Below are 25,874 nucleotides of genomic sequence, written 5' to 3'. Positions count from 1 at the left end.
GGTTGTTGTGAAGGGGTGGTGTCTGGTTCCCCCCCCAGACTGGGGGGGAACCACCCCCACGGAAAAAAAAAAAAAAAAAAACCCCCCCCCCCCCCCCCCCCCCCCCTCCTCCCCCCCCCTCCCCCCCCCCCCCCCCCCCCCCCCCCCCACCACCCCCCCCCCCCCCCCCCTCTGCCCCCCCCCCCCCCCCCGGGTCCGCGGGAGCGGGAACGGTCAGCTCGCGGCGTTCATCAGGTCCACCGCGCTGTGCTGGCGTGCCGCGTCGCTGCGCTGGAACGGCCCGGCCCACGGCTGGTCGTAGGAGTCGCTGCTGGACCGGTCGCGCGCGTGGGCGGTGTCCGCCTGCCTCTTGAGGTAGGCGGTGTACGGGCGGTCCGGCAACGCCCGGTTCAGCTGACCGAGCCCGCGCACGAAGGCGCCCTTGAACGACGGGACGTCACCGCCGCCGCCGTTGTCGAACACGATCCCGCCGGGGTTGAGCGCGGTGCTGGTCGTCGAGGCGTCGGCCAGCGCGCGTGCCCTGGCGAGGTACGCCTGGTCGCCGGTGGCGCGGTGCAGCTCCGTCAACGCGGCCGGCGGCACGCCCTGGTTGTAGCTCCACGGGGTCTGGCCGTTGTTGCGGCACGTCGACGTGACGAGCCCGTCGTTGACCAGGTTCGAACCGTTGATCATCCCGCTGTTCTCGAACCACCGCCAGCCGTCCCTCGCGCGCTGCGCGTAGGTCGTCTCACCGGGCAAACGGTTGTGCAGCGCGGCGTTGAGCTGGACGTACAGCGAGTTGGCGATGGCGTTCTTGTAGGTCCGACTGGACGTCCACCAGATGCCTCCGCCGCAGGTCTGGTCCCAGTACCGGTGGACGTGGTCGGCGCCGGCGCGGGCGGTGTCGAGGTAGCGGCGGTCGCCGGTCAGGTCGTAGGCGGCGATCCACGCCAGGCCCCACCACGCGACGTCGTCGTTGTACTCGTTGATGAAGTTGCCCGCCCAGGCGTTCCGGTTGAGGTCGTAGGTCCGCGCGATGGCGTAGCGGTAGCTGCCCATGCCGCTGACCCGCGCGTTGTCGATGATCGCGTTGAGCGCGTTGGCGGCGTTCCACCAGCCGGTGGTGTCGAACAGGCCGGTGCTCAGGTTGTAGCGCTGCATCAGGGCGGTGGCCGCCGCGGTGCCGCGGTTCCCGGCGTTCCACGTCGTGCGGTACCAGCTCGTGCAGGCGATCGACGACGACCCGGCCGGCTGGCCGCAGGCCCGCAGCAGCCCGACGCCGAGGTTCGCCCAGTCGTCCACGTTGTGCATGGACGTGCGCCAGCCGCCGTAGCCGGCCGGTGTCGTGGTCGAGCCGAGCTTGGGCTGCCAGGTGACCCCCGCGTCGTAGGAGCGGTCGAGCCAGACCGCGTCGCCCTGGCCGCCACCGGAGATCACCGCCCAGCCCATGGTCTCGGAGCTGTCGAAGTGCAGCGCGACCCGACGGGTGCCGACGGGCACGGACTGGGCGACGCGCTCCCCCGCCGAGAGGGCGGGGTCGCGGCCGTCGCAGTGGAGGTTGCAGACCGGTCCGAGGGCGATCGACCGGGAACCGGCGGACGGCCGGGACGGCGACCGGTGCGCGCTGGGCGGCAGGGCGGGGTCGCGGTCGTCGCAGTAGCTGTCGCAGACGGCGGTCGCCGGCGGTGGCGCGGTGACCGGATCCGGTGGGGTGGCGGGCGATGCGGGCGCCAAGACCACAAAGGACAGGAGCAGGGATGCGTGAACCACGGTGTTCAGCACAGGACCTCCCCAACGGGAGTGGGTGGCCGACAGGGTGTGAGAACGCTCTCACACCGAGGCTAGGACCGGCCTTCGCACAGCGTCAACACGGAGCACCGGACAGGTTCGTGTCAAAGCCGGCCGGCCGCGGCCCTCGAAGATCGACCACGCCGGGCCGTCCGGGTTCGCGCATACAGTCCAAAGAGGACGGAACAAACGGCCCTCGACCTTCGGGCCCTGGGCGTCGACGACGCCAAGTCGGCCGCCCGCGCGGCCGACACCCTGATCGGGAATGGAACCCCTGAAGCAGTGACACACCGCGTCGACCACCCCGAACAATGCACGGATCAGCCGGGTAGGGGTGGTGCCGAAAATTCATCGCCCATCAGCCCGGCAATTCACCGGACATCATTCCGCAAATTCGAGAGCACCTCGGGAGCACGCCCTGCGAATCGCATTCCGACAAGGCGCCGAAACCCCGTGGCGGATGGCTTCACGGCCATCCGCCACCGGGCTCGGGACTTACTTCACTTGCCTTGCTTGACCAGGGCGCCGGCGTCGATCTTCAGGTGCGTGCCGGTGGTGTAGCGCGACTCGTCCGAGGCCAGGTACAGCACCGCGTGCGAGACGTCCTCCGGCTCCACGAACGGGATCGGCATGGCGTGGAACGCGAAGAAGCCCTGCACGCCCTCCTCCGGGGTGGGCTCCTCCAGGTCCGGCCGGAAGATCTTGTACATCGACGGGTTGTGCATCATCGCGGTGTTGACGTTGGACGGGTGCACCGCGTTGATCCGGATGCTCATCGGCGCCAGCTGGGTGGCGAGGATGTTGGTGTAGAGCACCAGGGTCTGCTTGGCGACCGAGTACGCCGCGCCGCCGGGGCCCATCGGGCCGGGGTCGCCGTGGCCCGGCATCAGGCCGACCGCGGAGCCGACGATGATGACCGACGAGCCGGGCTGCAGGTAGGACAGCGACGAGTGCACGGTGTTGAGCACACCCGTCAGGTTGATGTCGACGATCTGGGTGAACGTGGTGAGCGGGCGGCCCGGGCCGAGCTGGGCGATGCCCGCGTTCGGGATCACCACGTCCAGCTTGCCGAGCTCCGCCACGCCGGCGTCGATCGCCTGCTGGAGCGCGGCGCGGTCCCGCACGTCGACCTTCGCGGTGAACGCCCGGCGCCCGGCCTTCTCGATCAGGCGGGCGGTCTCCTCCAGGTCCTCCTCCGAGGCCATCGGGTAGTCGATACCCGGGAGGTCCTCGCAGAGGTCGAGGGCGATGATGTCGGCGCCCTCCTCGGCGAGCCGCACCGCGTGGCTGCGACCCTGCCCACGCGCCGCGCCCGTGATCAGCACGACCTTGTCTTCAACGCGGCCCATTGTGCGGCCTCCTGCCATCGCTGTGAACGAACAATTCGTCGACGGATGCCGCGATCACCGGTTCCGGTGTTCCGCGTCGGAACTCGCGAACACCCGTCGGAGCATTGACACCCGCCAACTGTCTACCGGTCCCCCGCAGCCCGGGGAAGACATTCGACCCCCTAGCGGCCCGGTGTTCCGAACTCGTCCGCAATCCCCTGTCGGGTAAGGGGACTAGGGGCTAGGCACTCCCACGACCCCTGGTTACAGTCGTCCACTGAACCGGTTTGAGCAGCCGATCCGAGGAGCACGGCATGAGCGGCACCCAGGACACCTCGATTCCGCAGAACGACGCCGACAACGCGTTGGTGGAGGCCGACTTGCTCGTCGAGGACGTGTCGATCGACGGCATGTGCGGCGTCTACTAGGTCGACCGGATGGAATTCGACCCGGACCGGCCCTACCGCTGCTCGCCCGCGCTCGCGCTGCGCCCGGAGCCGTTCGGCGCGCTCGCCTACCACTTCGGCACCCGTCGGCTGTCGTTCCTCAAGTCCACCAAGCTGGTCGAGGTGGTGCGCTCGCTGGAGCACCAGCCCTCCGCCGCCGCCGCGCTCGTGGCCGCCGAGGTGCTGCCCGAGGAGCACCGCACGTACCTGGCGGCCCTCGCCCGGCTCGCCGAGGCGGGCACGATCGAACCGCGCCCGTAGGGCCGGCCACCTCGCTGAAAGGCGCGCGATGAAGCTGTCCGAGCACTTCAAGCTGGGTCTGGACGCCCCGATCTGCCTGACCTGGGAGCTGACCTACGCCTGCAACCTGGCGTGCGTGCACTGCCTGTCGTCCTCGGGCAGGCGCGACCCGCGCGAGCTGAGCACCCAGGAGTGCAAGGCGCTGATCGACGAGTTCCAGCGCATGCAGGTCTTCTACGTCAACATCGGCGGCGGCGAGCCGACCGTCCGCCCCGACTTCTGGGAACTGGTCGACTACGCGGTGGACCACCAGGTGGGCGTGAAGTTCTCCACCAACGGCGTGCGGATCGACCGCGCCCGGGCCCGCGCGCTGGCCGCGTCCGACTACGTCGACGTGCAGATCTCGTTGGACGGCGCGACCGCCGAGGTCAACGACGTGGTGCGCGGACCCGGCTCGTACGCCACGGCGCTGCGGGCGATGGCGAACCTGCGCGACGAGGGCTTCCGCGACTTCAAGATCAGCGTGGTGATGACCCGGCAGAACGTCGGCCAGCTGGACGACTTCGCCGCCATCGCCAAGGAGCACGGCGCGCAGCTGCGGATCACCCGGCTGCGCCCGTCCGGTCGCGGCGCCGACGTGTGGGACGAGCTGCACCCGACCGCCGAGCAGCAGCTGCGGCTGTACGAGTGGCTGTCGGCCAACGGCGACCGGGTGCTCACCGGCGACTCCTTCTTCCACCTCAACGCGCTGGGCTCGGCGCCGTTGCCGGGGCTCAACCTGTGCGGCGCCGGCCGGGTGGTGTGCCTGGTCGACCCGGTGGGCGACGTCTACGCGTGCCCGTTCGCGATCCACCGGGAGTTCCTGGCGGGCAACGTGCGCGAGCCGGGCGGCTTCACCGGGGTGTGGCGCGGGTCGGACCTGTTCGCCCGGCTGCGGGAGCCCTCCGACGGCGGCGCGTGCTCGTCGTGCTCGGCGTTCGACTCGTGCCAGGGCGGGTGCATGGCGGCGAAGTTCTTCACCGGCCTGCCGCTGGACGGGCCCGACCCGGAGTGCGTGCGCGGGCACGGCGAACGGGCGCTGGCCACGGTCGGCGCGGCGCCGCGGTCGGACGTCGACCACTCGCGGCGCAAGGCGGTGCCGCTGCAGCTGACCTTCGGGCCGCCCGCCGTCGTCCCCGCGCCGGCCTTGCGCCCGTGCGACCCGAATCCGCTGAGCGGGTTCGAAGTGCCGCGATGACCGCGTTGACCGGTCCGGTCGTGCTGGCCGGGCGGACGGCGCCGAGCCGGGTGCTGTTCGGGCCCCACGAGACCAACCTGGGTGACGGGCGCGCGCTGTCCGAGCGGCACGTCGCGTACTACGAGCGGCGGGCCGCGGGCGGGGCCGGGCTGATCGTCACCGAGACGGCGAGCGTGCACGACTCGGACTGGCCCTACGAACGCGCGCCGCTGGCGGCGTCGTGCGCCGACGGGTGGCGCGCGGTGGTCGCGGCGTGCCGCCCGCACGGCGCGCTGGTGCTGGCGGGGTTGGGGCACGCGGGCTCGCAGGGCAGCTCGGCGTACGGGCAGCGGGCGTTGTGGGCGCCGTCGCGGGTGGCCGACGTGGTGAGCCGTGAGCTGCCGGCCGAGCTGGAGGAGCGTGAGATCGCGGCGCTCGTGGCGGGGTTCGCGGCGGCGGCGGCCTCGGCGGTGGCGTGCGACGTGGACGGGGTGGAGGTCGACGCCGGGCAGTACTCCGTGCTGCGGCAGTTCCTCTCCGGGCTGACCAACCTGCGCGGTGACCGCTACGGCGAGGACCGGACGGCGCTGCTGGTCGAGGTGCTGGCGGCGGTGCGGGGCGAGGTGGGCGACGGGCGGGTGCTGGGGCTGCGGCTGTCGTGCGACGAACTGGCGCCGTGGGCGGGGATCACGCCGGAGCACGCGGTCTCGTCGTTCGCCGGGTTCGCCGACGTGGTCGACTACGTGGTGCCGGTGCGCGGGTCGGCGATGAACGTGTCCGCGACGCGGCCCGACTCGCACACCGAGCCGGGGTTCAACGCGGGGCTGTGCCGGGCGGTCCGCGAGGCGGTGTCGGGGCGGGCGGCCGTCGTGTGGCAGGGCAGCGTGGTCGACCCGGGTGCGGCGCGTGCGGCGGTCGAGGACGGCACGGCGGACCTGGTGGAGATGACGCGGGCGCAGATCGCCGAACCGCGCTTGGTGTCGCTGGTGCGGGCGGGGACGCCGGAGCGCATCCGGCCTTGCGTGCTGTGCAACCAGTTCTGCCGGGTGCGCGACAGCCGCAACCCCCGGGTGAGCTGCCTGGGCGACCCGGGCAGCGGGTACGAGGTGGAAGAGCCGCCGGTGGACCTGCCTTGGCCGGGTACGGGATGGGACGCGGGTTCGGGCGCGGGCACTCGTTCCGGCGGCGGTTCGGACGCCGGCGTGGGTGTTGGTGCGATGTCGGACGCCGGCGCGGGTTTTGGCGCGGGTGCGGGTATCGGCGCGGGCTCGGGCTCGGTGTTGGACGAGGTGTTGGTGGTCGGTGGTGGGCCCGCCGGGTTGGAGGCGGCGCGGGTGTTGGCGTTGCGGGGGCGGTCCGTGCGGTTGGTGGAGCAGGAGGACGTGCTCGGGGGGACGTTGCTGGTCGCGGCGCGGCTCGCCGGGCGGGCGCGGCTCGCGGAGTTGGTGTCCTGGCTGGAGCGGGAGGTGCGGCGGCTCGGCGTGCGGGTCGAGACCGGGACCCGGGTCGACCTCGCCGACCTCGACCCCGCGGCCTCCGTGCTGCTGGCCACCGGGTCGGTGGCCGGACCGCGGGCGTACACGTCGGACGGGCCCGTGATCGAGACGCGCGACCTGCTCGCGGGACTCGCCGCGGGCGCGCAGGTGGACGACCTCGTGCCGGCCGGGCCGGTGCTGGTGGTGGACCCCGTCGGCGACTGGACCGGCGCGGGCACGGCGGAACTGCTGGCCGCGGCCGGTCGGGACACCGCCATCGTCACCCAGGACCCGGTGATCGGCACGCAGCTCGCCATCACCGGCGACCTGGCCGCGGCCAACACCCGGTTGCAGGTGGCGGGCGTGCGGCTGCTCAAGCGCGCGGCACTGCGCCGGGTGCTCGACGGGCGCGCGGAGTTGGTGAACGTCATCACCGGTGTCGAGTCCGGTGTGGACTGTTCGGTGGTGGTGCACTGCGGGCACCGGCTGCCCAGCCCGACGCCGACCGGGCTGGCTTCGGCGGGTGACTGCGTCGCGCCGCGCACCGCGTACCAGGCCGTCCTCGAAGGCCGACGTGCCGCACTGTCGTTGGCCACGTCCCCTCGCGTGCTCGGGCGGGTGTGACGTGTCGCGCTACCGGTACCTGTTCTCCCCCGTCCGGCTCGGCCCGGTCGTCGTGCCCAACCGGATCGTGTTCGCCGCGCACCTGACCAACCAGGCGCGTCACGGCCTGCCCAGCGAGGCGCACGCGGAGTACTACGCCGCACGTGCGGCCGGCGGCGCGGGCCTGGTCATCACCGAGGAGCACTCGACCCACGTCACGGACTGGCCGTACGAGAAGCTGGTGCACGGCTTCCGGCGCGAGGCGATCGCGGGCTACCGGCGGATCACCGACGCGGTGCACGCGCACGGCGTGCCGATCTTCGCGCAGCTCAACCACAACGGCGGCCAGGCGTCCTCGATGTACTCGCGGCTGCCGGTGTGGGCGCCGTCCGCGGTGCCCGACCCGCTGTTCCGCGAGGTGCCCAAGGCGATGGACCACGGCGAGATCGCCGAGGTGGTGGCCGGCTACCGCACCGTGGCCGCGCACTGCGTGGAGGGCGGCTTCGACGGCGTGGAGCTGCAGTGCTCGCACTCCTCGATCGTGCGCGGCTTCCTGTCGCCCGTGACGAACCTGCGCACCGACGGCTACGGCGGCTCGGCGCGCAACCGCGCCCGCATCCTGCTGGAGATCGTCGAGGCGGTCCGGGAGGCGATCGGACCGGACCGGGCGCTGGGCGTGCGGCTGTGCGGCGACGAGCTGATCGAGAACGGCACGAGGATCGAGGACGCCGTCGAGGTCGCGCGGATGGTCGAGGCGACCGGCGCGGTGGACTACCTCAACACCTCGATCGGCGTGGCGACGTCCACCCTGTTCATGATCGAGGCGTCGATGGCGTTCCCGCCGGGGTACGCGCTGCACATCGCGAGCGCGATCCGCGAGGCCGTCCGCCTGCCCGTGATCGGCTCGGGTCGGATCAAGGACCCGGCGCAGGCCGAGCGCGCGCTCGCGGAGGGCCAGTGCGACCTCGTCGGCGTGGTGCGCGGGCAGATCGCGGACCCCGAGTTCGCCGCGAAGGCGCGCGCGGGGCGGGCGGGTGACGTCAACGCGTGCCTGTCGTGCAACCAGGAGTGCGTCGGTCGGGTCGGGTTGGGGCGTTGGCTGGGCTGCGTGGTGAACCCGCGTGCCGGGCGGGAGACCGTCGTGCTGCCGACGCCGCGCCGACGTGGCCGACGGGTGTTCGTGGTGGGTGGTGGGCCGGCGGGGTTGAAGGCCGCGGCGACGGCCGCGGGGCGCGGGCACGACGTGACGCTGCTGGAACGTGCCGCGCAGGTGGGTGGTCAGGTGGCGCTGGCGGCGACCGTGCCGAGCCGGGTGGAGCTGGGTGAGCTGGTGCGCGGGCTGCTCGCGGAGTGCGGGCGGTCCGGGGTGGACCTGCGGACGGGCGTGAGCGTCGACGCGGGGTGGTTGCGGGCGCAGGCGCCGGACGTGGTCGTGCTGGCCACCGGTGCGCGGCCGAAGCGCCCGTGGTGGGCCGGTGAGCTGGAACGGGTGGTGGACGTGCGGGATGTCCTGGAGGGGCGGGCGGCGCCGTTCGGCGAGGTGCTGGTGGTGGACGAGCTGGGGTTCCACCAGGCGACTTCGGTGGCCGAGCTGCTGGCCGACCGGCGGGCCTCGGTGCGGATCAGCACGCCCGGGATGGTGGTCGGCCAGGACCTCGGGCTGACGCTGGACCTGGAGATGTTCACGATCCGCGCGCACGCCAAGGGGATCGCCCAGTCGACCGACGAGGTGGTGACCGGCGCGTGGCGGGCGGAGGACGGCGGTGTGCTGGTCGACCTGCACAAGCACACCACCGGGGTGACGGTGCAGCAGCGCTACGACTGGGTGGTGTGCGCGGTGCACCAGGACCCGGAGGACGGGCTGTGGCACGACCTGCGGGACGCGCCGTTCGAGGTGCACCGGGTGGGTGACTGCCTGACGCCGCGGCGCGCGGACTCGGCGGTCGCCGAAGGCCACCGGACGGCGGCAGCCCTGTGAGCGCCGCGGTCGGTGGGTCGGCTCCGCGCCCGGGAGATCCGGTTGAGTCGGATGTCGGTGGTCGGGCTGAAGTGGCGGAGCAGTCGCGCGGCAAAGCAGAGGGAACCTCGCAGGCGGGCGGCAAGGCGGCGAGGGCGCAGCAGACCGGCGGCCAGACCGAAGTGGTGCGACAAGCCGGTGAAGGCGTGGGCAAGCGCGTCGCGGTCGTCCCGGTTCGTGACGGGGTGGTGCCGTTGGGCGCGGACGAGGCGGTTGCCGAGGCCGGTGGGGTGGCGTTGATCGTCGGCACCGGCACGCGGGTGGCGGCGGGAGCGCTCGGGGCGTTGGCGTTCGGCACGCTCGTCGAGGCCGGGGCGTTCGCGCCAGGTCGGTGGGCGCGTGGGCTCGTGCGGGCGCTGGCCGGGCACCACTGCGTGATCCTGCCGGGCTCGCCGGACGGTCGCGACCTCGCGCCCCGGCTCGCCGCCGAACTGGGCCGTCCCCTCCTGCCCGGTGCGGTGCGGGTGTCGGACGGTGGTGCGGAAGTGGTGCGGTGGGACGGTCGGGTGAGTGTCGAGCTCGCCGTGGACGGGCCGTTCGTCGCGACGCTGCTGCCCGGCGTGCGCGGCGTCCACGCGGTCGACGGCACGCCCGACCTGGTCGAGGCGGCAGCCGACGACCGCGACGCCGAGGACGCGACGTCGGTCGAGGTCCTGGCGCCCGACCCCGCCACCGCCGACCTGGCCGAGGCGCCCCGGATCTTCGGCGCGGGCGTCGGGCTGGGCGACGCGCGGGCCGTCGACGTGATGGCACGGGTGGCCGCGGCGCTCGGCGCGTCCGCGGGCGCAACCCGGGCGGTCACCGACGCCGACTGGGCGGGCGCCGAACGGCAGATCGGCACCACCGGCGTCGTGGTGAACCCCGAGCTGTACGTGGCGTTCGGCGTGTCCGGCGCGGTGCAGCACACCAGCGGGCTCGGCAGCCCGGCGCACGTGGTGAGCGTGAACACCGACCCGTCCTGCCCCATGACCGCGATGGCGCACCTCGGCATCGTGGCCGACGCGCCCGCGGTGCTCTCCGAGTTGGCCGCGAGGTTGGGCGTATGAGCGAGTTCGACGTGGTGGTGGTCGGCGCCGGGCCGGCGGGATCGGCGGCGGCGCTGGAGGTCGCCCGGTCCGGTCGGTCGGTCGCCCTGGTCGAGCGCGGCCCGTTCCCCGGCTCGAAGAACGTCTACGGCGGCGTGGTCTACGGCCGCGTGCTGGACGACCTGGTGCCGAACTGGTGGGAGCACATGCCGGTGGAGCGCTGGGTCACCCGCCGCTCCACCATGGTCATGACCGAGGAACGCGCGCTCACCGTCGACTTCCGCACGCAGGACTGGGGCCGGCCACCGCACAACGGCGCGACCGTGCACCGGGCCGACCTGGACCCGTGGCTCGCCGGGCTCGCGGTCGAGGCGGGCGCGGTCCTCGTGCCCGCCACCGTGGCGACCGGGCTGCTGCGCGGGCCGGACGGCGCGGTGGCCGGCGTCCGCACGGACCGACCGGACGGCGACCTGCGCGCCGGGGTCGTGATCGCGTGCGACGGCGTGAACTCGTTCCTGGCCAAGGAGGCCGGCCTGTTCGACGCCTCCCGCCAGGCGGAGCACACCATGCTCGGGGTGAAGGAGACCATCGCCCTGCCGCGCGACGTGATCGACCAGCGGTTCGCGTTGCGCGGCGACGAAGGCGCGGACATCGAGATGCTCGGCTGCACGGGCGACGTGCCCGGCGGCGGTTTCCTCTACACCCAGCGGGAGTCGGTCTCGCTGGGCGTCGTGCTCGCGCTGCCCGGCCTGGCCGCCGCGCGCACCCGGCCGGAGGCCCTGCTCGCCGACCTCAAGCGGCACCCGGCGATCGCGCCGCTGATCGCGGGCGGCGAGGTGGTCGAGTACTCGGCGCACCTCATCCCGGAGGGCGGCTACCGCCACCTGCCACGACTGGCCGACGACGGGCTGCTGCTCGCGGGCGACGCGGCCGGGTTGTGCCTGGCGGCCGGGATCTGGCTGGAGGGCGTGAACTTCGCCCTGGGCTCGGGCGCGCAGGCCGGGCGCAGCGCGGTGGCGGCGCTGGACGAGGGCGACACCTCGAAGCGCGGCCTGGCGGGGTACCGCAAGGCGTTGGAACGCTCGTTCGTGCTCGCCGACCACCGCAAGCTGCGCGACATCCCGGGCCTGGTGATGTCGGAACGGGTGCAGCGCCAGTACCCGGGGCTGCTGTGCGACCTGGCGCAGTCGGTGTTCCAGGTCGACAACCCCCGGCCCAAGCCGGGGCTGCGCGGGCTGCTGCGCCGCAGCGCGAAGGACAACGGGGTGCGGCTGCGCCACCTGGTGCGCGACGCCGTGACCGGGATGCGGGGGTTCGGATGAGCTACGCCGAGCGGGCGTTCGACGACGTGCTGTCCACTGTGGAGTTCCACGTCGGCGAGCGGGCGCACATCACGGTGGACACCTCGGTCTGCGCGTCGTGCACCTCCCAGGTGTGCGTGCACGCGTGCCCCGCCGACCTGTTCGTGCCCATGGCGGACGGCGGCATCCTCTTCAACTACGAGCACTGCTTCGAGTGCGGCACGTGCTACCTGCTGTGCGACCAGCCGGGTGCGATCACCTGGACCTATCCCGACGGCGGCCAGGGCGTCGTCTTCACGAAGGGGTGAGGCCGGTGCTCGTCGTCGCCGCCCTGCGCCGGACCGAGACGCACGCCTCGGTCGACCCGCTCACCGGGCGGGTCCGGCGCAACCCGCGCACCGGCGGGCTCGCCGAGGCCGACCGCTGCGCGCTCGAACACGCCGTGCGCCTGGCCTCCGCGCTGCCCGGCGCCCGTGCCGTCGCGGTGACGCTCGGTCCGCCCGGGGCGGACGACGTGCTGCGACTGGCCCTCGAAGTCGGCGTGGACGAGGTGCTGCGGGTGGACCACCCGGCGGAGGACGACCACACCGACGACGGCAGCCGGACCGCGGCGGCGCTGCTGGCCGGGCTGCGCGCCGGACCCGGTGTGCCGGACGTCGTGCTGTGCGGGGACCGCTCGGCGGACCGCGGCACCGGGACCACCCCCGCGTTCCTCGCCGGGTTGCTCGGCGCGCGGCAGGCGTTGGGCCTGTGCGAACTGGACCTGCGGGACGGTGAGCTGCACGGCGTGCGGCGGCTCGACGGCGGCCGGCGCGAGCGGCTGCGCATCGGGTTCCCCGCCGTGTGCTCGGTGGAGCCCGGCGCGGTGCGGCTGCGGCGCGGCGCGCTGCCCGCGGTGCTCGCCGCCCGGCAGGCCGTGATCCCGGTGGTGTCGCCGGGTGTCCGCGCGGACCACCGGGTGACGGTCACGTCCGTGCGCCCCTACCGACCGCGGCCCCGCGTGCTCCCGGCGGCGAGCACCGCGTCGCACCACGAGCGCATCCTGGCGCTGTCCGGGCCGACCGGTCCGAAGGTCCGCTCGCGCGTCGTCACGCCCGGGACGCCGCAGGCCGCGGCCGACGAGCTGCTGGCGTTCCTGCGCGAGCACGGGTACCTGCCGTGACGCCGCGCGTGGCCGTGGTCACCGGAGCGGCGCGCGGCATCGGCGCGGCCGTCGTCGGCCAGCTCGCCGAGCAGGGCTGGCGGGTCGTCGCGGTCGACGTACCCGGCGACCTGCCCGGCGTGCCGTACCCGTTGGGCACGCGCGAGCAGTTGGCGGAGCTGGCGGCGCGGTGGCCCGGCCAGGTGCTCGACGTCGTCGCGGACGTGCGCGATCAGTCCGGTGTGGACGGAGCGGTCGCCCTGGCGGAACGGGAGTTCGGCCGGCTGGACGCGGCGGTGGCCGGTGCGGCGGTGATGGTCGGCGGCACGCCCCTGTGGGAGACCACCGACGAGCAGTGGGACGCCTTGTTCGACAGCGGGGTGCGCGGCGTGCTGAACCTGGCCAGGGCCGCCGTGCCCGCCCTGCTGCGGGCGCCGACGCCGCGCTCGGGGCGGTTCGTCGCCCTGGCCTCCGCCGCCGCGCACCGCGGGTTGTGGCACCTCGCCGGGTACAACGCCGCCAAGCACGCAGTGGTCGGCCTGGTCCGCGGGCTGGCGACCGACCTGCGCGGCACGGGCGTCACGGCCACCGCGGTCTCCCCCGGCTCGACGACGACGGACATGCTGACCGCGAGCGCCGCGCTGTACGGGCTGGCGGACGTGTCCGAGTTCGCCGGTCACCAGCTCGTCGAGCGGCTGCTCGACCCGGACGAGGTCGCCGCCGCGGTGAGCTGGCTGTGCGGCCCGCAGTCCTCGGCCGTCACCGGAACCGTGCTGCACGCCGATGGAGGGTTTACCGCATGAGCGAGTTGTGGCTCCGCCTCGACGGGGGCACCCGGACGTTGGCCGGTGGTCGCGTGGTCCTCGGCGGGTCGCCGTACCGGGTGATGCGCCTGTCGGCGACCGGCGCGAAGGTGGTCCGGTCGTGGCTCGACGGCGAGCCGGTCGGCGACGACCCGGCCCGGCGGGCGTTGGCCCAGCGGCTGGTGCGCGCGGGGATGGTGCACCCGGTCTACAAGGTCGGCCTGACGACCGCGGACGTCACCGCCGTGACACCGGTGCGCGACCAGCCCGGCGAGCTGCGCACCGTGGACGGCGTCGCCGCCTCGATCGTCGTCGACGACGGGTCGGCGCGGAGGGTGCCCGGCGCGGCGCTGCGGCACCCGGTCGCGCGCGGTCCGGCGGCGGCCCGCAACGCCGGCGCGGCGCTCGTGCGCACCGAGCTGGTGGCGTTCCTCGACGCCGACGTGCACCCGGACCCCGGTTGGCTGGACGCCGTGCTGCCGCACTTCGCCGACCCCGAGGTGGCCCTGGTCGCGCCGCGGGTGCGCAGCCTGCCGGGCGACTCGACGCTGGCCCGGTACGAACTGGTGCGCTCACCGCTCGACCTCGGCACCGCGCCGGGTCCGGTGCGCCCCGGCGCGCGGATCAGCTACATGCCCAGCGCCGCGATCGTCATGCGCACGTCGGTGCTGCGCGAGATGGGCGGCTTCGACGAGAGCCTGCGCTTCGGCGAGGACGTGGACCTGGTGTGGCGAATGGTGGCCGCCGGGCACCTGGTGCGCTACGAACCGGCGTCCACGGTGGCGCACGAGCCGCGATCGACCTGGCGGAAGTGGTTGCGCCAGCGGTTCGACTACGGCACGGGCGCGGCCCCGCTGGGGCTGCGGCACGGTCCCGCCGTGACGCCGGTGAAGATGTCGCCGTGGAGCGCGCTGGCCTGGGCGTTGGCCGCGGTGGGCCTGCCGGTTGCGGGCGCGGGCGTGGCGCTGGGCACGGCGGCGCTGTTGCCGCGCAAGCTGAAGCGGTACGAGGTGCCCGAGGTGGACTCGCTGCGGCTCGCGCTCCAGGGCCACCTCGGCGCGGGCACGCAGGCCGCCGACGCGATCACCAGGGTGTACGGACCGGTGGCGATGCCGCTGATGGCGCTGTCGAAGCGGGGACGGCGGCTGTTGGCCGCCTCGCTCGCGCGGCACCTCGTGGAGTGGCGGGACAGCCAGGTCGAGCTCGACCCGGCGCGGTTCCTGGGGCTCCGCGTCGTCGACGACCTGGCGTACGGCTGCGGGGTGTGGTGGGGGTGCGTGAAGCACCGGACCGTCCAGCCGCTGCTGCCCGAACTCGTCGACTGGCCCGGCAAGCTGCCGCCGTCGTGACCGCGCTCGGCGATCTCACGTGGCCCGAGGTGGCGGAGCTCGCGCCCCGCAGCGTGCTGGTGGTGCCGATCGGCTCGACCGAGCAGCACGGGCCGCACCTGCCCGGCACGGTGGACACCGAGGTGGCGGCGTGCCTGGCCGAGCGGGTGGCCTCGGCACGGCCGTGGGCCGTGCTGGCGCCCGCCGTGCCCTACGGGTCGAGCGGGGAGCACGCCGGGTTCCCGGGCACGCTGTCGATCGGGCACCACGTGGTGCGGGCGCTGGTGCTGGAGCTGGTGCGGTCGGCCGACGTGTTCGCCGGGGTGCTGCTGGTGTCCGGTCACGGTGGCAACGCCGAGCCGCTGAGCCGGGCGGTCGCGACGGCGGTCGCGGAAGGGCGGTCGGTCGCGGTCTGGTCGCCGACGGGTCCGCCGCGCGACAGCCACGCCGGGCACACCGAGACGTCGGTGATGCTCGCGGTGCGCCCGGAAGCCGTGCGGCTGGACCGGTTGGAACGCGGCGACACCCGCCCGTTGCCTGAGCTGATGGGCGTGCTGCGCGAACGAGGGCTGCGACCCGTCACCGCGAACGGCGTGCTGGGCGACCCGACGACGGCCTCGGCCGAGGCGGGCCACCGCATCCTGGCCCGGTGGACCGCGGACCTGCTGGCCGCGGCGGACCGCTTCCACCACGCCCACGTCGGTGCTTCGCCCACGCCGTGACGGCCGCGGTGGGGCATGGTGAACACGCCACGCCCCACCGGGAACCCCATGCGCGACCGCGGGTTACGACACGCCCTGTCCCGTGAGGACGGAGGCCAGGTCGCCCCGGTTGTTGGCGTTGAGCTTGCGGTACACGCGGGTCAGGTGCTGTTCGACCGTGCTGACCGTGATGTAGAGCGTGCGGGCGATCTCGCGGTTCGAGTGACCTCTCGCCGCGAGCATCGCGACCCGCTGCTCGGCGTTGCTCAGCACCGGCGCGCCCTCGTCCGCCCGAGGCGTGAGGGTGACCGGCCGGGCGTCCGGGGCGTGCATGACCGGCGTCGTCGGGTGCGGCGCGGTGCGCTGCCGTGACGCGGCGCTCACCGAGCCCGTGGGCGTGACGCCCCGGCAGGCCTTGGCGACCTGCTCCGCGCGGCTGGCTGTCTGGCGCGACAGCTCGGCCTCCCCCAGGTGCTTCTGCACCGCGCTCAGGTCGGAGAGCGCCTTGGCCAGCTCGTACCGGTCACCCGAGCCGTGCAGGGCGTTGATGGCCTGCTTGAGCAGGGCCGGCCGGTGCGCGGGCTCGGTGGCCAGGGCGAGCAGCCGCAGCGAGATGCCCTTGGTGCGCAGGTCCACGCACCGGCCCGGTTCGAGCTGCTGGCTGAGCAGGTCGCGCGCCTCGGACACCCGCTTGAGCTTCAGGCTGGCCTCGGCGACGTCGCTGCGCCACGACACGAGCGCCGGCACGTCCAGGCCCCACTTCTCCGCCTGCGCGCCCGCGTCGCGGAAGTCCCGGATCGCGGCGAGCGCCCGGTCGGTGGCGAGCAGGTGGTGCCCGCGCGCCTGGAGGTACCGCAGCCCGCCCAGGGTGGCGAACATCGACTCGGGCACCACGACCGAGTTCAGCACCTCGGCGGCTTCCTGGTGTCTGCCGGTCCTGGTCAGCGCGCTCACCAGGACCGAGACCGGGTAGCCGACGACCATGCCCCAGTTCTGCGGCGGCAGGACCCGCAACGCGGTCTCGGCGTTGGACTTGGCCGCCGACAGGTCGCCGCAGCGCAGCGCGACCTCGGCCCGGATGTTGCTGAACACCGCCAGCCACGTGGTCGCGCCGCGCCGGGTCGCCTCGTCCACCAGCGAGTCGCACCACTCGGTGGCCTTGTCGAGCCGGTTGCCGTAGGCGAGCGCGAGCAGCGCCGACGACACGATGCCGAGCGTGTTGTCACCGAGGCAGTAGCTGCGCACGATCTGCTCGGCGCTCGACGACGCGGCGTCGTTGGCGCCCTGGGTCCACACCGTCTCGACCGCGGCCACCGCCTGCGACCACGGGTCGCCCGCCGCGGGCCGGTCGGACGGGGGGAAGTGGTTGCGCCCCGACCCGTAGATCAGGTGGTGGGCCAGTCGCAGCTCGGCCTCGATCAGGGGTTCGGACAGCGCCGCGCTGTCGTGCGCCGCGCGGAGGACGTCCGCGATCTCCTCCTCGTCGCCGTTCCACAGCGCGCAGCGGATGAGGACGACGGCGTCACGGCCGGAGAGCTTGCCCTCCCGCAACGCCGTGCGCAGAGCGGGCACGTAGGGCGCGGCGGCGGACGGGTTCAACCGCCACGAGGCGCGCGCGAGCATGGCCGTGATCGTCAGCCGGGTCGGCTCGTCGGCGCACGCGGTGAGCGCGAGCTTGAGGCAGCGCAGGGCCAGCTGCACGCGGTCGGTGGCCAGGGCCTGCTCGGCGGCGGCGCGCAGCAGGCCGACGCCCCAGCCGTCCGGGACGCACCCGGCCGAGATGATGTGGTCGGCGACGTCCATCGCGGAGGCGCCGCGGCGGTGCAGCATCTCGGCGACGTCCAGGTGCGCGGTCGCGCGCTCGCAGGCCGACATGCCGCCCAGGAGGGCGTCCCGGACCGCGGGGTGCCGTGACCGGCCCGCCGTGAGGATCCCCGCCTCGGTGAGGATGGCGAGGACCTGTTCGACGTCCTTGACGTCCACCCCGGTCAGCAGCGAGAGCTCGGTCGGCTGGCTGAGGTCGCCCAGCACCGCGACCGCGCGGGCCACGTCCAGCGTCTGGTTGTCCCAGCGGTGCAGGCACGACAGCACGGCGCGGCGGAACGCCGGGCCGACGACCGGCTCGCACCGCTCGGCGTCGCCGCTGTTGAGGTAGTCCTCCAGCAGCGCCTGCACCAGCATCGCGTTGCCGCCGCTGAGCCGGTGGACCTCCGGCGCGAGCCTGCCGGCCGCGGCCGGGTCCACGACGGACCGCTCGACCAGTTCGGCCACGCCGAGCTTGGTCAACCGGGCGAGGTGGAGCCGGTGGTGCGGGCGGCGGGTGATCTCCGAGCCGAACAGCAGGTCGGTCGGCTGCGACCGGTCCCACTCGGTGACCACGAGCAGGATGCGCGCCCAGCCGAGCCGCCGCTGCAGGTACAGCAGGAGGCGGCGGGACTGGGGGTCGGCGTACTGGACGTCGTCCACCCCGATGACCAGCGGCCGGTCCTTGGCCAGGTCCAGGATGATCGCGCAGATCTCCCGGGCGGTCTGCGCCTCGTCGGCGGACGAGGAGAGCCGGTCCCACACCCGTTCGGCGACGCCGTTGGGCAGGCCGGCGCTGTGGAACAACTGGTCGAGCACCCCGGCCGGCAGGCCGGTCTCGTCGCGGGAGCCGCTGGCGCCGAGAAAGGTCGCACCGCCGGCCGTCACCAAGCCCGCGAATTCGTGAAGAAGTTTCGTCTTGCCGCTCGCGGGACCACCGCGCACCACGACCAGTTGGCCACAGCCCGCGGAGATTTCCGCCAGGCGACCTTGCAGCAAATCGAACGCTTCCTCGTATTGAACAAACGCCATGCGTCTGACCCCCAAGCCAGCTCACGGGTACATCACTCAAAGCGAAGACCTGAACACGGCGCGAGAGGTATCCGTTTCAATACGAGACGACCGGGGAGCCGTGGTAGGACGGCACCCCGATACCCTTCACCGTGCGTGGTGGCCGCTGGTGCGGCCGAGTGGAGCCTACCCACAAACGGGTGAGGTGTGGTGTGTTTGCGGAGATCCGCAAAAAGGGTTCCTACTACGCGTGACCGAGATAGGTGAGCACGGCGCGCACGCGTCGGTGCTCATCGGGAGTCACATCGAGACCGAGTTTGGCGAAGATGTTGCCGATATGTTTCTCGACCGCCCCCGAGGAGACGTGCAGGTCCCGTTCGATAGCCCGATTGGACAAACCTTGGGCCATTAGGCCGAGTACTTCAGTCTCCCGGTGCGTCAACGCGGCGAGCGGGTCGACCTTGCGCCGCGCGATGAGCTGCGAGATGACCTCGGGGTCGATCGCGGTGCCGCCGGCCGCGACCCGGCGCACCGAGTCGAGGAACTCCGCCACGTCGGCGACGCGCTCCTTGAGCAGGTAGCCGATCCCGGTCGTGCCGCCGGCCAGCAGCTCGGCCGCGTAGGTCTCCTCGACGTACTGGGACAGCACGAGGACGGGCAGGTCCTTGACGATCTCGCGGGCCGCCACCGCGGCGCGCAGCCCTTCGTCGGTGAACGTCGGCGGCAGCCGCACGTCGACGATCGCCATGTCCGGCCGGTGCTCCTCGACCGCGCGGAGGAAGTCGTCGGGGTTGTCCACGGCGGCGACCGTCTCCATGCCCTCGTCGGCCAGCAGGCGCTGCACCCCCGCCCGGAGCAGAGCGGCGTCCTCGACGATCACAACACGCATGCGCTCTCCTGACAGCAATGCCGGTACGCGAGGCACCCTACCGGCCGAGCGCCGCGGTGCCCGGCGCTTCGCGTCACCACGAACAGGGCAGCTCAGCGCGGATGACGGTGGGTCCGCCGACCGGGCTCTCCACGGTGATCACGCCGTCGATGGTGGCCGCGCGGTCGGCCAGCCCGGCGAGCCCGCCGCCCGGGCGGATCTTCGCGCCGCCGACGCCGTTGTCGGTGATCTCCAAGGTGACGCCGTCGCCGTCGCGGCGCGCCCGCACGGTCACCTCGGTCGCCTCCGCGTACTTGGCCGCGTTGGTCAGCGACTCGGCGACGATGAAGTAGGCCGTCGTCTCCACGGCCGCCGGCGGCCGGGGGTTGAGCTTGGTGTCGATGCGCACGTCCATCGGCGACTTCGCCGCGAGCGCGGACAGCGCGGCGTCGAGGCCGCGGTCGCGCAGCACCGCCGGCGAGATGCCGCGGGCCAGGTCGCGCAGCTCCGACACGGCGAGCTTGGCGCCGACGTGCGCCTCCTCGATGAACTCGCGCGCGGACTCCGGGTCCTGGGCCAGTCGCATCTTGGCCTGGCCCAGGCTCATCGCGACCGACACCAGCCGCTGCTGGGCGCCGTCGTGCAGGTCGCGCTCGATGCGGCGGCGCTCGGCCTCGGCGGCGTCGACGCCGCGGGCCCGCGACGCCTGGAGGCGTTCGGCCCGCCGTTGCAGCTCGGACTTCTTGGTCGGGCCCAGGACGCCGCGCGCGACCAGCCCGTGGGCGAAGCCGATCCACGGCACGGCCCAGATGCTGACCGGCACCAGCACGACGCCGATCGCGGCGACGGCGAACTCGGCGATGCCCAGCGGCATCGCGAGCGCCACGTAGGCGACCTCGCGCCACGTCCGCGAGTCGGTGATGCGCCGGAACACGCGGCGGATCAGGCCGCGGTCCTCGTCCGGGTCGAACTCGATGGGCGCCACCGGCGGCACCTCGACGTCGAGCATCCGGCCGACCCACTGCCGCTCGACCCGGCAGAACCAGCCGGTCATCCGCAGCGTGCCCTCGACGATGGGTATGCCGATCCAGATCGGGGTGGTGATCGCGCCGACCACCAGGCCGGTGAACGTCAGGCCGAACTGGACGACGCGCGGGACGGCGCTGGCGAAGAAGAAGCCCAACGTCCGCAGGATGCCCTTGCGGGACCCGGCGAACACCCCGTCCCTGCGCACCAACATGTCGCCTCCGACCTGAACGTCACCGCCCGTTGGTGGCGATGAGCTCCCCCCGCCAGCCCAGGTCAGTAATATGGCACACGGAGCCGGACGCGGGGGAAGGTTGCGCCGAACGCCGGATCAGCCGTGCTCGACCAGGTGCTTCTCCAGCACGTCGGCCGCCAGCCTGCTGCCGCCCGACTCGCGCACGTGCCGCTGCATCTCGCGGGTGTTCGCCGCGATCGCCTCGTCGCCCGCCACCTCGGCGACCAGTTCCCGCAGCTCCTCCACCGACATCGTGCCGAAGGGCAGGATGCGGCCGACGCCCAGCTGCGTGATCCGCTTGGCCGTCGGCTGGTCGACCGGCGTCAACGGGATCATCACCATCGGCGTGCCCGTGTGGAGGGACTCCATGACGCTGCCGAGGCCGCCGTGGGTGACGAAGACGCTCGCGCGGTCGAGCACCTCCAGGTGCGGCAGCCAGCGGTGGATCTCGACGTTCGCGGGCAGCGGGCCGATCTCGTCGGGGTCGATGCCGTCGCCCACGGTCATCACCACGTGCCACGGCTCGGTGGCGAACGCGTCCGCGGCGACCCGGAAGAACTCCGGCATCTGGTTGAACACCGTGCCGAGGGACACCAGCACGACGGGCCGGTCGCCGGCGGGCGGCTCCCACTTGCCCAGGAACGGCCGGTCGTCCATCGACGGGCCGACGAACGCGAAGCGCTCCTCGTCGAAGGTCTCCCCCGCGAACTGGAACGCCCGCGGCAGGTAGACGAGGTTGAACTCCTCGCCCGGCAGCACGAACTCCGACACCGGCGTCTCGATCCCGAACGAGGCGATGACCTCGGCCATCGCGCCGAACACGTCGCCCATCTCGTCGGGCACCTCGCTGACCACGCCGTCCTCGTCCTCCATCATCGCGTGGAGGTAGGAGAAGTGCTCGTTCGAGGCGAACACCGAGACGGACTGCAGGGCGGGCCGCTGCCACTTCAGGCCCAGGATCCGCCAGGCGAGCGGCGTGGCGGAGTCGGCGATGACCATGTCCGGCACGTCGTCGGCCAGGCCCTCCAGGGCCGCCCGGACCATCGCGCCGCTGTCCTCGACCAACGTGCGCGGCATGAACGACGCGTCGGAGTTGATGATGTCGAGGATGTCGACCTTGTCGTACTTCGAGTCGTACGGGAGCAGCGTGGCCCCGGAGGGCTTGACGACCTCTGCCATGCTCTCACCGGTGACGTAGGTGACCCGGTGACCGCGGCGAATCAGCTCGGCCACGACCGAGAGGTTCGGGAACACGTGACCGCGGTCGGGGATGCCGACGAACAGGAAATGGTGGGACATCGCTGCGGGTCCAATTCGGTAGGCGGGCTCAGGTCTGAGGCGGGTACTGCCGACGGTATGAACCGCCGCCCCGTACGGACGGCCCCTAGAGGCCCCCTAATTCGACCCTTGTCGGGCGAAACCTCCCGTCGTCCGACGTCGACTGTTACCCGGTAATACACCCGTGCGGCGCAATCCGGAAAGCCCGCGTTCACCCCAATGGCCCCGGCCCGGCTACTGCGAACGATAGGGGGCGCGAAGCGTGGGAAACAGCTGCCCGCCGTTGCTCCCTATGGCACAATCCCCGCAGATCAAGCGCCCGGCGCGACGTGGACGCCGCGACCGACGCCGTGTCCCGGCACCGGCGGGCTGTTTCCGCCCGTCCCGGCCCATGATCATCCCAATCAGTCACCACGAACGTCGCACCGCTCAACCGAACGAGGGGGACCACGGATATGGCCGATGACTTCGCGATCGAGGCGAACGGCCTGGTGAAATCGTACGGGTCGGTCCAAGTGCTGGCCGGTGTCGACATCCGGGTCGCCCGGGGCGGCATCTTCTCGCTCCTCGGTCCCAACGGCGCGGGCAAGACGACGATGGTCCGCATCCTGTCGACCCTCGTGCGCCCCGACGGCGGCACGGCGCGCGTGGCGGGCCACGACCTGTTGAAGGACCAGCGCAAGGTGCGCCGCGCCATCAGCCTGACCGGTCAGTCGGTCGCGCTGGACCAGCGGCAGACCGGCGAGGAGAACCTGCGCATGATGGCGCAGCTGTCGGGCCTGTCCGGCTCCCGCGCCCGCGCGCGGGCCAAGGAGCTGCTGACGCAGTTCGACCTCGTGGAGGCCGGGTCCCGCCGCGTCGGCACCTACTCCGGCGGCATGCGCCGCAGGCTCGACCTCGCGGCCGGCCTCGTCGGCGAGCCGTCCATCGTGTTCCTGGACGAGCCGACGACGGGCCTGGACCCGCGCAGCCGCCGGATGATGTGGGAGGTCATCAGCGGGCTGACCGCCGCCGGCGTGACGATCTTCCTCACCACGCAGTACCTCGAGGAGGCCGACGAGCTGGCCGGCCACGTCGCGCTGCTCGACGGCGGGCGCGTGGTGGCCGAGGGCACGCCGACGGAGCTGAAGGAGCGGGTGGCCGAGCAGCGGCTGGACGTCACGTTCGTCGACGACGACGCGTTCCGCGCCGCCCTGGGCTTCCTCGGCGAGCGCGCCGTGCACCGCGAGGAGTCCCGTCGCACGATCGGCATCGCGACCGACGGCACGGCGGCGCACATGCGGGCGCTGCTGGACGAGATCGACGCGGACCGCACCGCGGTCACGCAGTTCGAGGTGCACAGCGCGACGCTGGACGACGTGTTCCTCGCGCTCACCGGGCGCGCCGCGACCCGGGCCGAGGACCAGACCGGGAAGGCCGACGGCGACGCCGAGGCCGAGCACGAGAAGGAGAACTCCGGTGTCTGACACCGCCACCCCGCCGTCTCGCATCGGCCACTGGCCCGCGATGAGCAGCCGGGCCGCCCGGCTCGCGCTGCGCGACCTGGACGCGCTGCTGACCACGTGGATCCTGCCGATCGCGATCATGGTGCTGTTCATGTCGCTGTTCGCGGGCGCCATCCAGACCGGCACCGACTACATCCTCTACCTCACCCCCGGCATCCTGCTGACCTGCGCGGGCTTCGGCGCCGCCACCACCGCCGTCACCGTCAACAACGACATGACCGGCGGCATCGTGGACCGCTTCCGGTCGATGGACATCAGCGGCGCGCCGGTGATCGCCGGTCACGTCCTGGTCGGCACGATCCGCACGATCATCACGCTCGTGCCGGTGGTGGGCGTCGCGCTGCTGTACGGGTTCCGGTCCGAAGCGACCGCGCTCGACATCCTCAGCGCGGTCGGCATCATCGCGCTGTTCATCTTCGCGATGGCGTGGTTGGCCGCGTCGGTCGGCGTGCTGGCCCGGTCGAGCGAGGCCGCGAACGCGTTCACCTTCGTGGTCGTGTTCCTGCCCTACCCGAGCAGCGCGTACGTGCCGATCCACACCATGCCCGGCTGGTTGCAGCCGTTCGCGGAGTACCAGCCGGTGACGCCGGTCATCGAGACCATCCGCGGTCTGCTGCTCGGCACGCCGGTGGGCGACAACCCGCTGCTGGCCGTCATCTGGTGCGTGGGCATCGCCGCCGCCGGCATCGTGTTCTGCACGGTGATGTTCCGCCGTCGCACGGCCTGAACGCAGGAGCACGAAAGGCCCGGCCGGGAATCATCCCGGCCGGGCCTCTTCGTCTACCGAGGACGTCCACAGTGGACGTCGGATCAGTGTGTTCTGGTGCCCACGAACAGCCCGCGTGCCGCGTGACCGCCGCCCTCGACGTACTCCACCGGGCAGCCGGCGTCGGCGAACGCGGCCTCGTACTCCGCCCTCGTGTAGAGCCCCAGGCTCTGGCGGTCGGTGAAGTAGCGGATGTTGTCGCCGTCGGCGTCGCTGACCAGGTAGTGCATCTCCACCACGCTGCGCGCCTTGACCGTCTTCCACCGGCCCATCCGCGACACCACGACCCCGTTGTGCTCGAACGTCGCGGTGACCAGCTCGCCGCCGTTCCAGTGCTCGGCGAGGATCCACGGCTCCACGACCAGGACGCCCTTGGGCGACAGGTGGCGCACCATGTTCTCGGCCGCCGCGCGGAGCCCCGCCAGGCCGGGCAGATAGCCGACGGAGCTGTACATCGAGCACACCGCGTCGAACTCGCGGTCCAGCGCGACGTCCCGCATGTCACCGCAGTGGATCGGCACGTCGGGCAGCTTCGCCCGGGCGTGCTCCACCATGGCCGCGGACAGGTCCACGCCCACCACGTCGAACTGCTCGGCGAGGTGGACCAGGTGCGAGCCCGTGCCGCAGCCGAGGTCCAGCAACGTGGTCGCGTGCGGGCAGCGGTCCAGCACGAGACCCCGGATCACGTCCGCTTCCGCGCGGTAGTCCTTGTGCGCCTGGTAGATCGCGTCGTAGGCGTCGGCGAATTCAGCGTCGTACACGGGAACCCCGTTCGGTCACGGCGTCGCGGATGATCCCGGCGATGCCGATGATCTCCTCCTCGCCGATGGACGTGCCGGTCGGCAGCGCCAGCACCCGCTCGGCCAGGGCCTCGGAGTGCGGCAGCGGCAGCGGGGCGTGCACCCCGGGCGCCTGCTTGTACGGCTCGATCTCGTGGCACGCGGGGTGGAAGTAGCGGCGCGCCATCACGTTCCGGGCGTGCAGGACCTCGCACATCTCGTCGCGCGACAGGCCGGCGACCGCACCGTCGACCTCGATCACCAGGTACTGGTTGTTCGACCGCTCGTCGGGCGCCTGCTCGCGCACGGTCACGCCCGGCACGCCGGCCAGTTCCCTGAGGTACAGCTCGTAGTTGAGCAGGTTGTGCTTGATGAGCTCGTCCATCACCTCCAGCGAGGTGAGGCCCATCGCCGCGACGCCCTCGTTCATCTTCCCGTTGGTGCCGCAGGAGACGACGTCGCGGTCCGGGTCGATGCCGAAGTTGCGCATGGCGCGGACCCGCGCGGCCAGCTCGGGGTCGTTGGTCACCACCGCGCCGCCCTCGAAGCTGTTGAGGAACTTCGTGGCGTGGAAGCTCAGCACCTCGGCCGCGCCGAACCCGCCCAGCGGCACGCCGCCGTAGGTGGAGCCCAGGCCGTGGGCGGCGTCGAAGATCAGCGGGATGCCGTGCCGCTCGGCGACCGCGGTCAGCTCGGCGATGGGGCACGGCCGGCCGAACACGTGCACGGCGACGATCCCCTTGGTGCTCGGGGTGATCACCCGCTCCAGGTGCTCGGGGTCGATGTTGCCGGTCCCCTGGTCGATGTCGCAGAACACCGGGACGACGCCGATCCAGCTCAGCGCGTGCGCGGTGGCGACCCAGGTGAACGACGGCACGATCACCTCGTCACCCGGCCCGATGCCGCACGCCCTGGCGGCGAGCTGGATGCCGACGGTCGCGTTGACCACCGCCACGCAGTGGTCCGCGCCGGTCACCTCGACCAGTCGCTGCTCGAACTCGCGGACCAGCGGACCGTCGGTCAGCCACAGCCTGTCCAGTGCCTCGTTGAGGAGCTCGAACAAGCGAGACCGATCACCCACGTTCGGGCGCCCCACGTGCAGCGGGCTGCTGAAAAGAGGCTCGTCAGGCATTCCTGCATGGTGCGGGCCGGTCGACCGCCCCTTCAACCCCTACGGAATGCCGGCCACCCCTCGGCCGCCCCTTAAGGAAA

General features: G+C 72.9%; 22 protein-coding genes. 14 read left to right on the top strand and 8 right to left on the bottom strand.

The window, feature by feature from the left end:
- Positions 1–213 precede the first annotated feature (213 nt).
- The gene (locus tag ACZ7GX_RS15090) at positions 214–1,749 is read right to left on the bottom strand and encodes a glycoside hydrolase family 76 protein (RefSeq protein WP_498776836.1); all 1,536 of its coding nucleotides are present in this window, start codon (positions 1,747–1,749) and stop codon (positions 214–216) included.
- Between the two features lie 518 nt (positions 1,750–2,267).
- Positions 2,268–3,116 carry a mycofactocin-coupled SDR family oxidoreductase gene (locus ACZ7GX_RS15085; RefSeq protein ID WP_498776834.1) on the bottom strand — a complete coding sequence of 283 codons (849 nt, stop codon included), beginning with the start codon at positions 3,114–3,116 and terminating at the stop codon, positions 2,268–2,270.
- Between the two features lie 293 nt (positions 3,117–3,409).
- Between ACZ7GX_RS15085 and mftA the strand changes: the two genes are divergently transcribed.
- The 12 genes from mftA (at position 3,410) to mftE (ending at position 15,412) form a co-directional block, all read left to right on the top strand.
- Entirely contained in the window at positions 3,410–3,523 is a 114-nt protein-coding gene (gene mftA, locus ACZ7GX_RS15080; protein WP_230567598.1) for a mycofactocin precursor MftA, read from the top strand.
- A gap of 9 nt (positions 3,524–3,532) precedes the next feature.
- Entirely contained in the window at positions 3,533–3,802 is a 270-nt protein-coding gene (gene mftB, locus ACZ7GX_RS15075) for a mycofactocin biosynthesis chaperone MftB (RefSeq protein WP_498776831.1), read from the top strand.
- 28 nt (positions 3,803–3,830) lie between these two features.
- A complete protein-coding gene (gene mftC / locus ACZ7GX_RS15070) occupies positions 3,831–5,018 on the top strand; it encodes a mycofactocin radical SAM maturase (protein ID WP_498776829.1) in 1,188 nt (395 codons plus the stop codon).
- On the top strand, positions 5,015–7,096 hold the full coding sequence (locus tag ACZ7GX_RS15065; RefSeq protein ID WP_498776827.1) for an oxidoreductase: 2,082 nt from the start codon (positions 5,015–5,017) through the stop codon (positions 7,094–7,096). Before mftC ends, ACZ7GX_RS15065 begins: the two co-directional genes overlap by 4 nt.
- Position 7,097: 1 nt before the next feature.
- The gene (locus ACZ7GX_RS15060) at positions 7,098–9,053 is read left to right on the top strand and encodes a mycofactocin system FadH/OYE family oxidoreductase 2 (protein WP_498776825.1); all 1,956 of its coding nucleotides are present in this window, start codon (positions 7,098–7,100) and stop codon (positions 9,051–9,053) included.
- Between the two features lie 71 nt (positions 9,054–9,124).
- Entirely contained in the window at positions 9,125–10,138 is a 1,014-nt protein-coding gene (locus ACZ7GX_RS15055) for a mycofactocin-associated electron transfer flavoprotein alpha subunit (RefSeq protein WP_498776823.1), read from the top strand.
- Complete coding sequence (locus ACZ7GX_RS15050; RefSeq protein ID WP_498776821.1) at positions 10,135–11,439, top strand: FAD-dependent oxidoreductase; 1,305 nt, start codon at positions 10,135–10,137, stop codon at positions 11,437–11,439. The genes ACZ7GX_RS15055 and ACZ7GX_RS15050 overlap by 4 nt, the downstream gene beginning before the upstream one ends.
- A complete protein-coding gene (locus tag ACZ7GX_RS15045) occupies positions 11,436–11,726 on the top strand; it encodes a ferredoxin family protein (RefSeq protein WP_498776819.1) in 291 nt (96 codons plus the stop codon). The genes ACZ7GX_RS15050 and ACZ7GX_RS15045 overlap by 4 nt, the downstream gene beginning before the upstream one ends.
- Positions 11,727–11,731: 5 nt before the next feature.
- On the top strand, positions 11,732–12,580 hold the full coding sequence (locus ACZ7GX_RS15040) for a mycofactocin-associated electron transfer flavoprotein beta subunit (protein WP_498776817.1): 849 nt from the start codon (positions 11,732–11,734) through the stop codon (positions 12,578–12,580).
- A complete protein-coding gene (locus ACZ7GX_RS15035; protein ID WP_498776815.1) occupies positions 12,577–13,362 on the top strand; it encodes a mycofactocin-coupled SDR family oxidoreductase in 786 nt (261 codons plus the stop codon). The genes ACZ7GX_RS15040 and ACZ7GX_RS15035 overlap by 4 nt, the downstream gene beginning before the upstream one ends.
- Positions 13,359–14,711, top strand: coding sequence for a mycofactocin biosynthesis glycosyltransferase MftF (mftF, locus tag ACZ7GX_RS15030; RefSeq protein ID WP_498776813.1), 1,353 nt, complete (start codon positions 13,359–13,361; stop codon positions 14,709–14,711). The genes ACZ7GX_RS15035 and mftF overlap by 4 nt, the downstream gene beginning before the upstream one ends.
- Positions 14,708–15,412: a mycofactocin biosynthesis peptidyl-dipeptidase MftE gene (gene mftE / locus ACZ7GX_RS15025; RefSeq protein ID WP_498776811.1), complete on the top strand. Its 705-nt coding sequence runs from the start codon at positions 14,708–14,710 to the stop codon at positions 15,410–15,412. The genes mftF and mftE overlap by 4 nt, the downstream gene beginning before the upstream one ends.
- Before the next feature lie 63 nt (positions 15,413–15,475).
- Here mftE and ACZ7GX_RS15020 read toward each other — a convergent pair whose 3' ends face one another.
- The 4 genes from ACZ7GX_RS15020 to ACZ7GX_RS15005 form a co-directional block, all read right to left on the bottom strand.
- Positions 15,476–18,226, bottom strand: coding sequence for a helix-turn-helix transcriptional regulator (locus ACZ7GX_RS15020; RefSeq protein ID WP_498776809.1), 2,751 nt, complete (start codon positions 18,224–18,226; stop codon positions 15,476–15,478).
- Between the two features lie 223 nt (positions 18,227–18,449).
- A complete protein-coding gene (locus tag ACZ7GX_RS15015; RefSeq protein ID WP_230567585.1) occupies positions 18,450–19,094 on the bottom strand; it encodes a response regulator transcription factor in 645 nt (214 codons plus the stop codon).
- 73 nt (positions 19,095–19,167) lie between these two features.
- The gene (locus tag ACZ7GX_RS15010) at positions 19,168–20,313 is read right to left on the bottom strand and encodes a sensor histidine kinase (RefSeq protein WP_498776807.1); all 1,146 of its coding nucleotides are present in this window, start codon (positions 20,311–20,313) and stop codon (positions 19,168–19,170) included.
- A 117-nt stretch (positions 20,314–20,430) separates the two neighbouring features.
- Complete coding sequence (locus tag ACZ7GX_RS15005) at positions 20,431–21,633, bottom strand: macrolide family glycosyltransferase (RefSeq protein WP_498776805.1); 1,203 nt, start codon at positions 21,631–21,633, stop codon at positions 20,431–20,433.
- Positions 21,634–22,067: 434 nt separating this feature from the next.
- Here ACZ7GX_RS15005 and ACZ7GX_RS15000 point away from each other — a divergent pair, with 434 nt between their 5' ends.
- Both ACZ7GX_RS15000 and ACZ7GX_RS14995 read left to right on the top strand, forming a co-directional pair.
- Complete coding sequence (locus ACZ7GX_RS15000; RefSeq protein WP_498776803.1) at positions 22,068–23,078, top strand: ATP-binding cassette domain-containing protein; 1,011 nt, start codon at positions 22,068–22,070, stop codon at positions 23,076–23,078.
- Positions 23,071–23,844, top strand: a complete 774-nt coding sequence (locus ACZ7GX_RS14995) for an ABC transporter permease (RefSeq protein ID WP_498776801.1) — start codon at positions 23,071–23,073, stop codon at positions 23,842–23,844. Before ACZ7GX_RS15000 ends, ACZ7GX_RS14995 begins: the two co-directional genes overlap by 8 nt.
- 83 nt (positions 23,845–23,927) lie before the next feature.
- Here the strand turns inward: ACZ7GX_RS14995 and ACZ7GX_RS14990 are convergent, their stop codons facing one another.
- Entirely contained in the window at positions 23,928–24,644 is a 717-nt protein-coding gene (locus ACZ7GX_RS14990; RefSeq protein WP_498776799.1) for a class I SAM-dependent methyltransferase, read from the bottom strand.
- Entirely contained in the window at positions 24,631–25,725 is a 1,095-nt protein-coding gene (locus ACZ7GX_RS14985; RefSeq protein ID WP_498776797.1) for a DegT/DnrJ/EryC1/StrS family aminotransferase, read from the bottom strand. Before ACZ7GX_RS14985 ends, ACZ7GX_RS14990 begins: the two co-directional genes overlap by 14 nt.
- Positions 25,726–25,874: the final 149 nt, after the last annotated feature.

It is taken from the genome of Actinosynnema sp. NPDC037264, assembly GCF_055603705.1.
Note: the sequence above shows the minus strand (reverse complement) of the source record. Positions and strands in the feature narration are given on the sequence as shown.

What these genes read in the sequence shown, in the direction of transcription:
- ACZ7GX_RS15065 (WP_498776827.1), top strand. Translation starts at nt 5,015, where the DNA reads ATGACCGCGTTGACCGGTCCGGTCGTGCTGGCCGGGCGGACGGCGCCG.
- mftA (WP_230567598.1), top strand. Translation starts at nt 3,410, where the DNA reads ATGAGCGGCACCCAGGACACCTCGATTCCGCAGAACGACGCCGACAAC.
- ACZ7GX_RS15045 (WP_498776819.1), top strand. Translation starts at nt 11,436, where the DNA reads ATGAGCTACGCCGAGCGGGCGTTCGACGACGTGCTGTCCACTGTGGAG.
- ACZ7GX_RS15020 (WP_498776809.1), bottom strand. Translation starts at nt 18,226, where the DNA reads ATGGCGTTTGTTCAATACGAGGAAGCGTTCGATTTGCTGCAAGGTCGC.
- mftC (WP_498776829.1), top strand. Translation starts at nt 3,831, where the DNA reads ATGAAGCTGTCCGAGCACTTCAAGCTGGGTCTGGACGCCCCGATCTGC.
- ACZ7GX_RS15005 (WP_498776805.1), bottom strand. Translation starts at nt 21,633, where the DNA reads ATGTCCCACCATTTCCTGTTCGTCGGCATCCCCGACCGCGGTCACGTG.
- mftB (WP_498776831.1), top strand. Translation starts at nt 3,533, where the DNA reads ATGGAATTCGACCCGGACCGGCCCTACCGCTGCTCGCCCGCGCTCGCG.
- mftF (WP_498776813.1), top strand. Translation starts at nt 13,359, where the DNA reads ATGAGCGAGTTGTGGCTCCGCCTCGACGGGGGCACCCGGACGTTGGCC.
- ACZ7GX_RS15050 (WP_498776821.1), top strand. Translation starts at nt 10,135, where the DNA reads ATGAGCGAGTTCGACGTGGTGGTGGTCGGCGCCGGGCCGGCGGGATCG.
- ACZ7GX_RS15010 (WP_498776807.1), bottom strand. Translation starts at nt 20,313, where the DNA reads ATGTTGGTGCGCAGGGACGGGGTGTTCGCCGGGTCCCGCAAGGGCATC.
- ACZ7GX_RS15085 (WP_498776834.1), bottom strand. Translation starts at nt 3,116, where the DNA reads ATGGGCCGCGTTGAAGACAAGGTCGTGCTGATCACGGGCGCGGCGCGT.
- ACZ7GX_RS15000 (WP_498776803.1), top strand. Translation starts at nt 22,068, where the DNA reads ATGGCCGATGACTTCGCGATCGAGGCGAACGGCCTGGTGAAATCGTAC.
- ACZ7GX_RS15015 (WP_230567585.1), bottom strand. Translation starts at nt 19,094, where the DNA reads ATGCGTGTTGTGATCGTCGAGGACGCCGCTCTGCTCCGGGCGGGGGTG.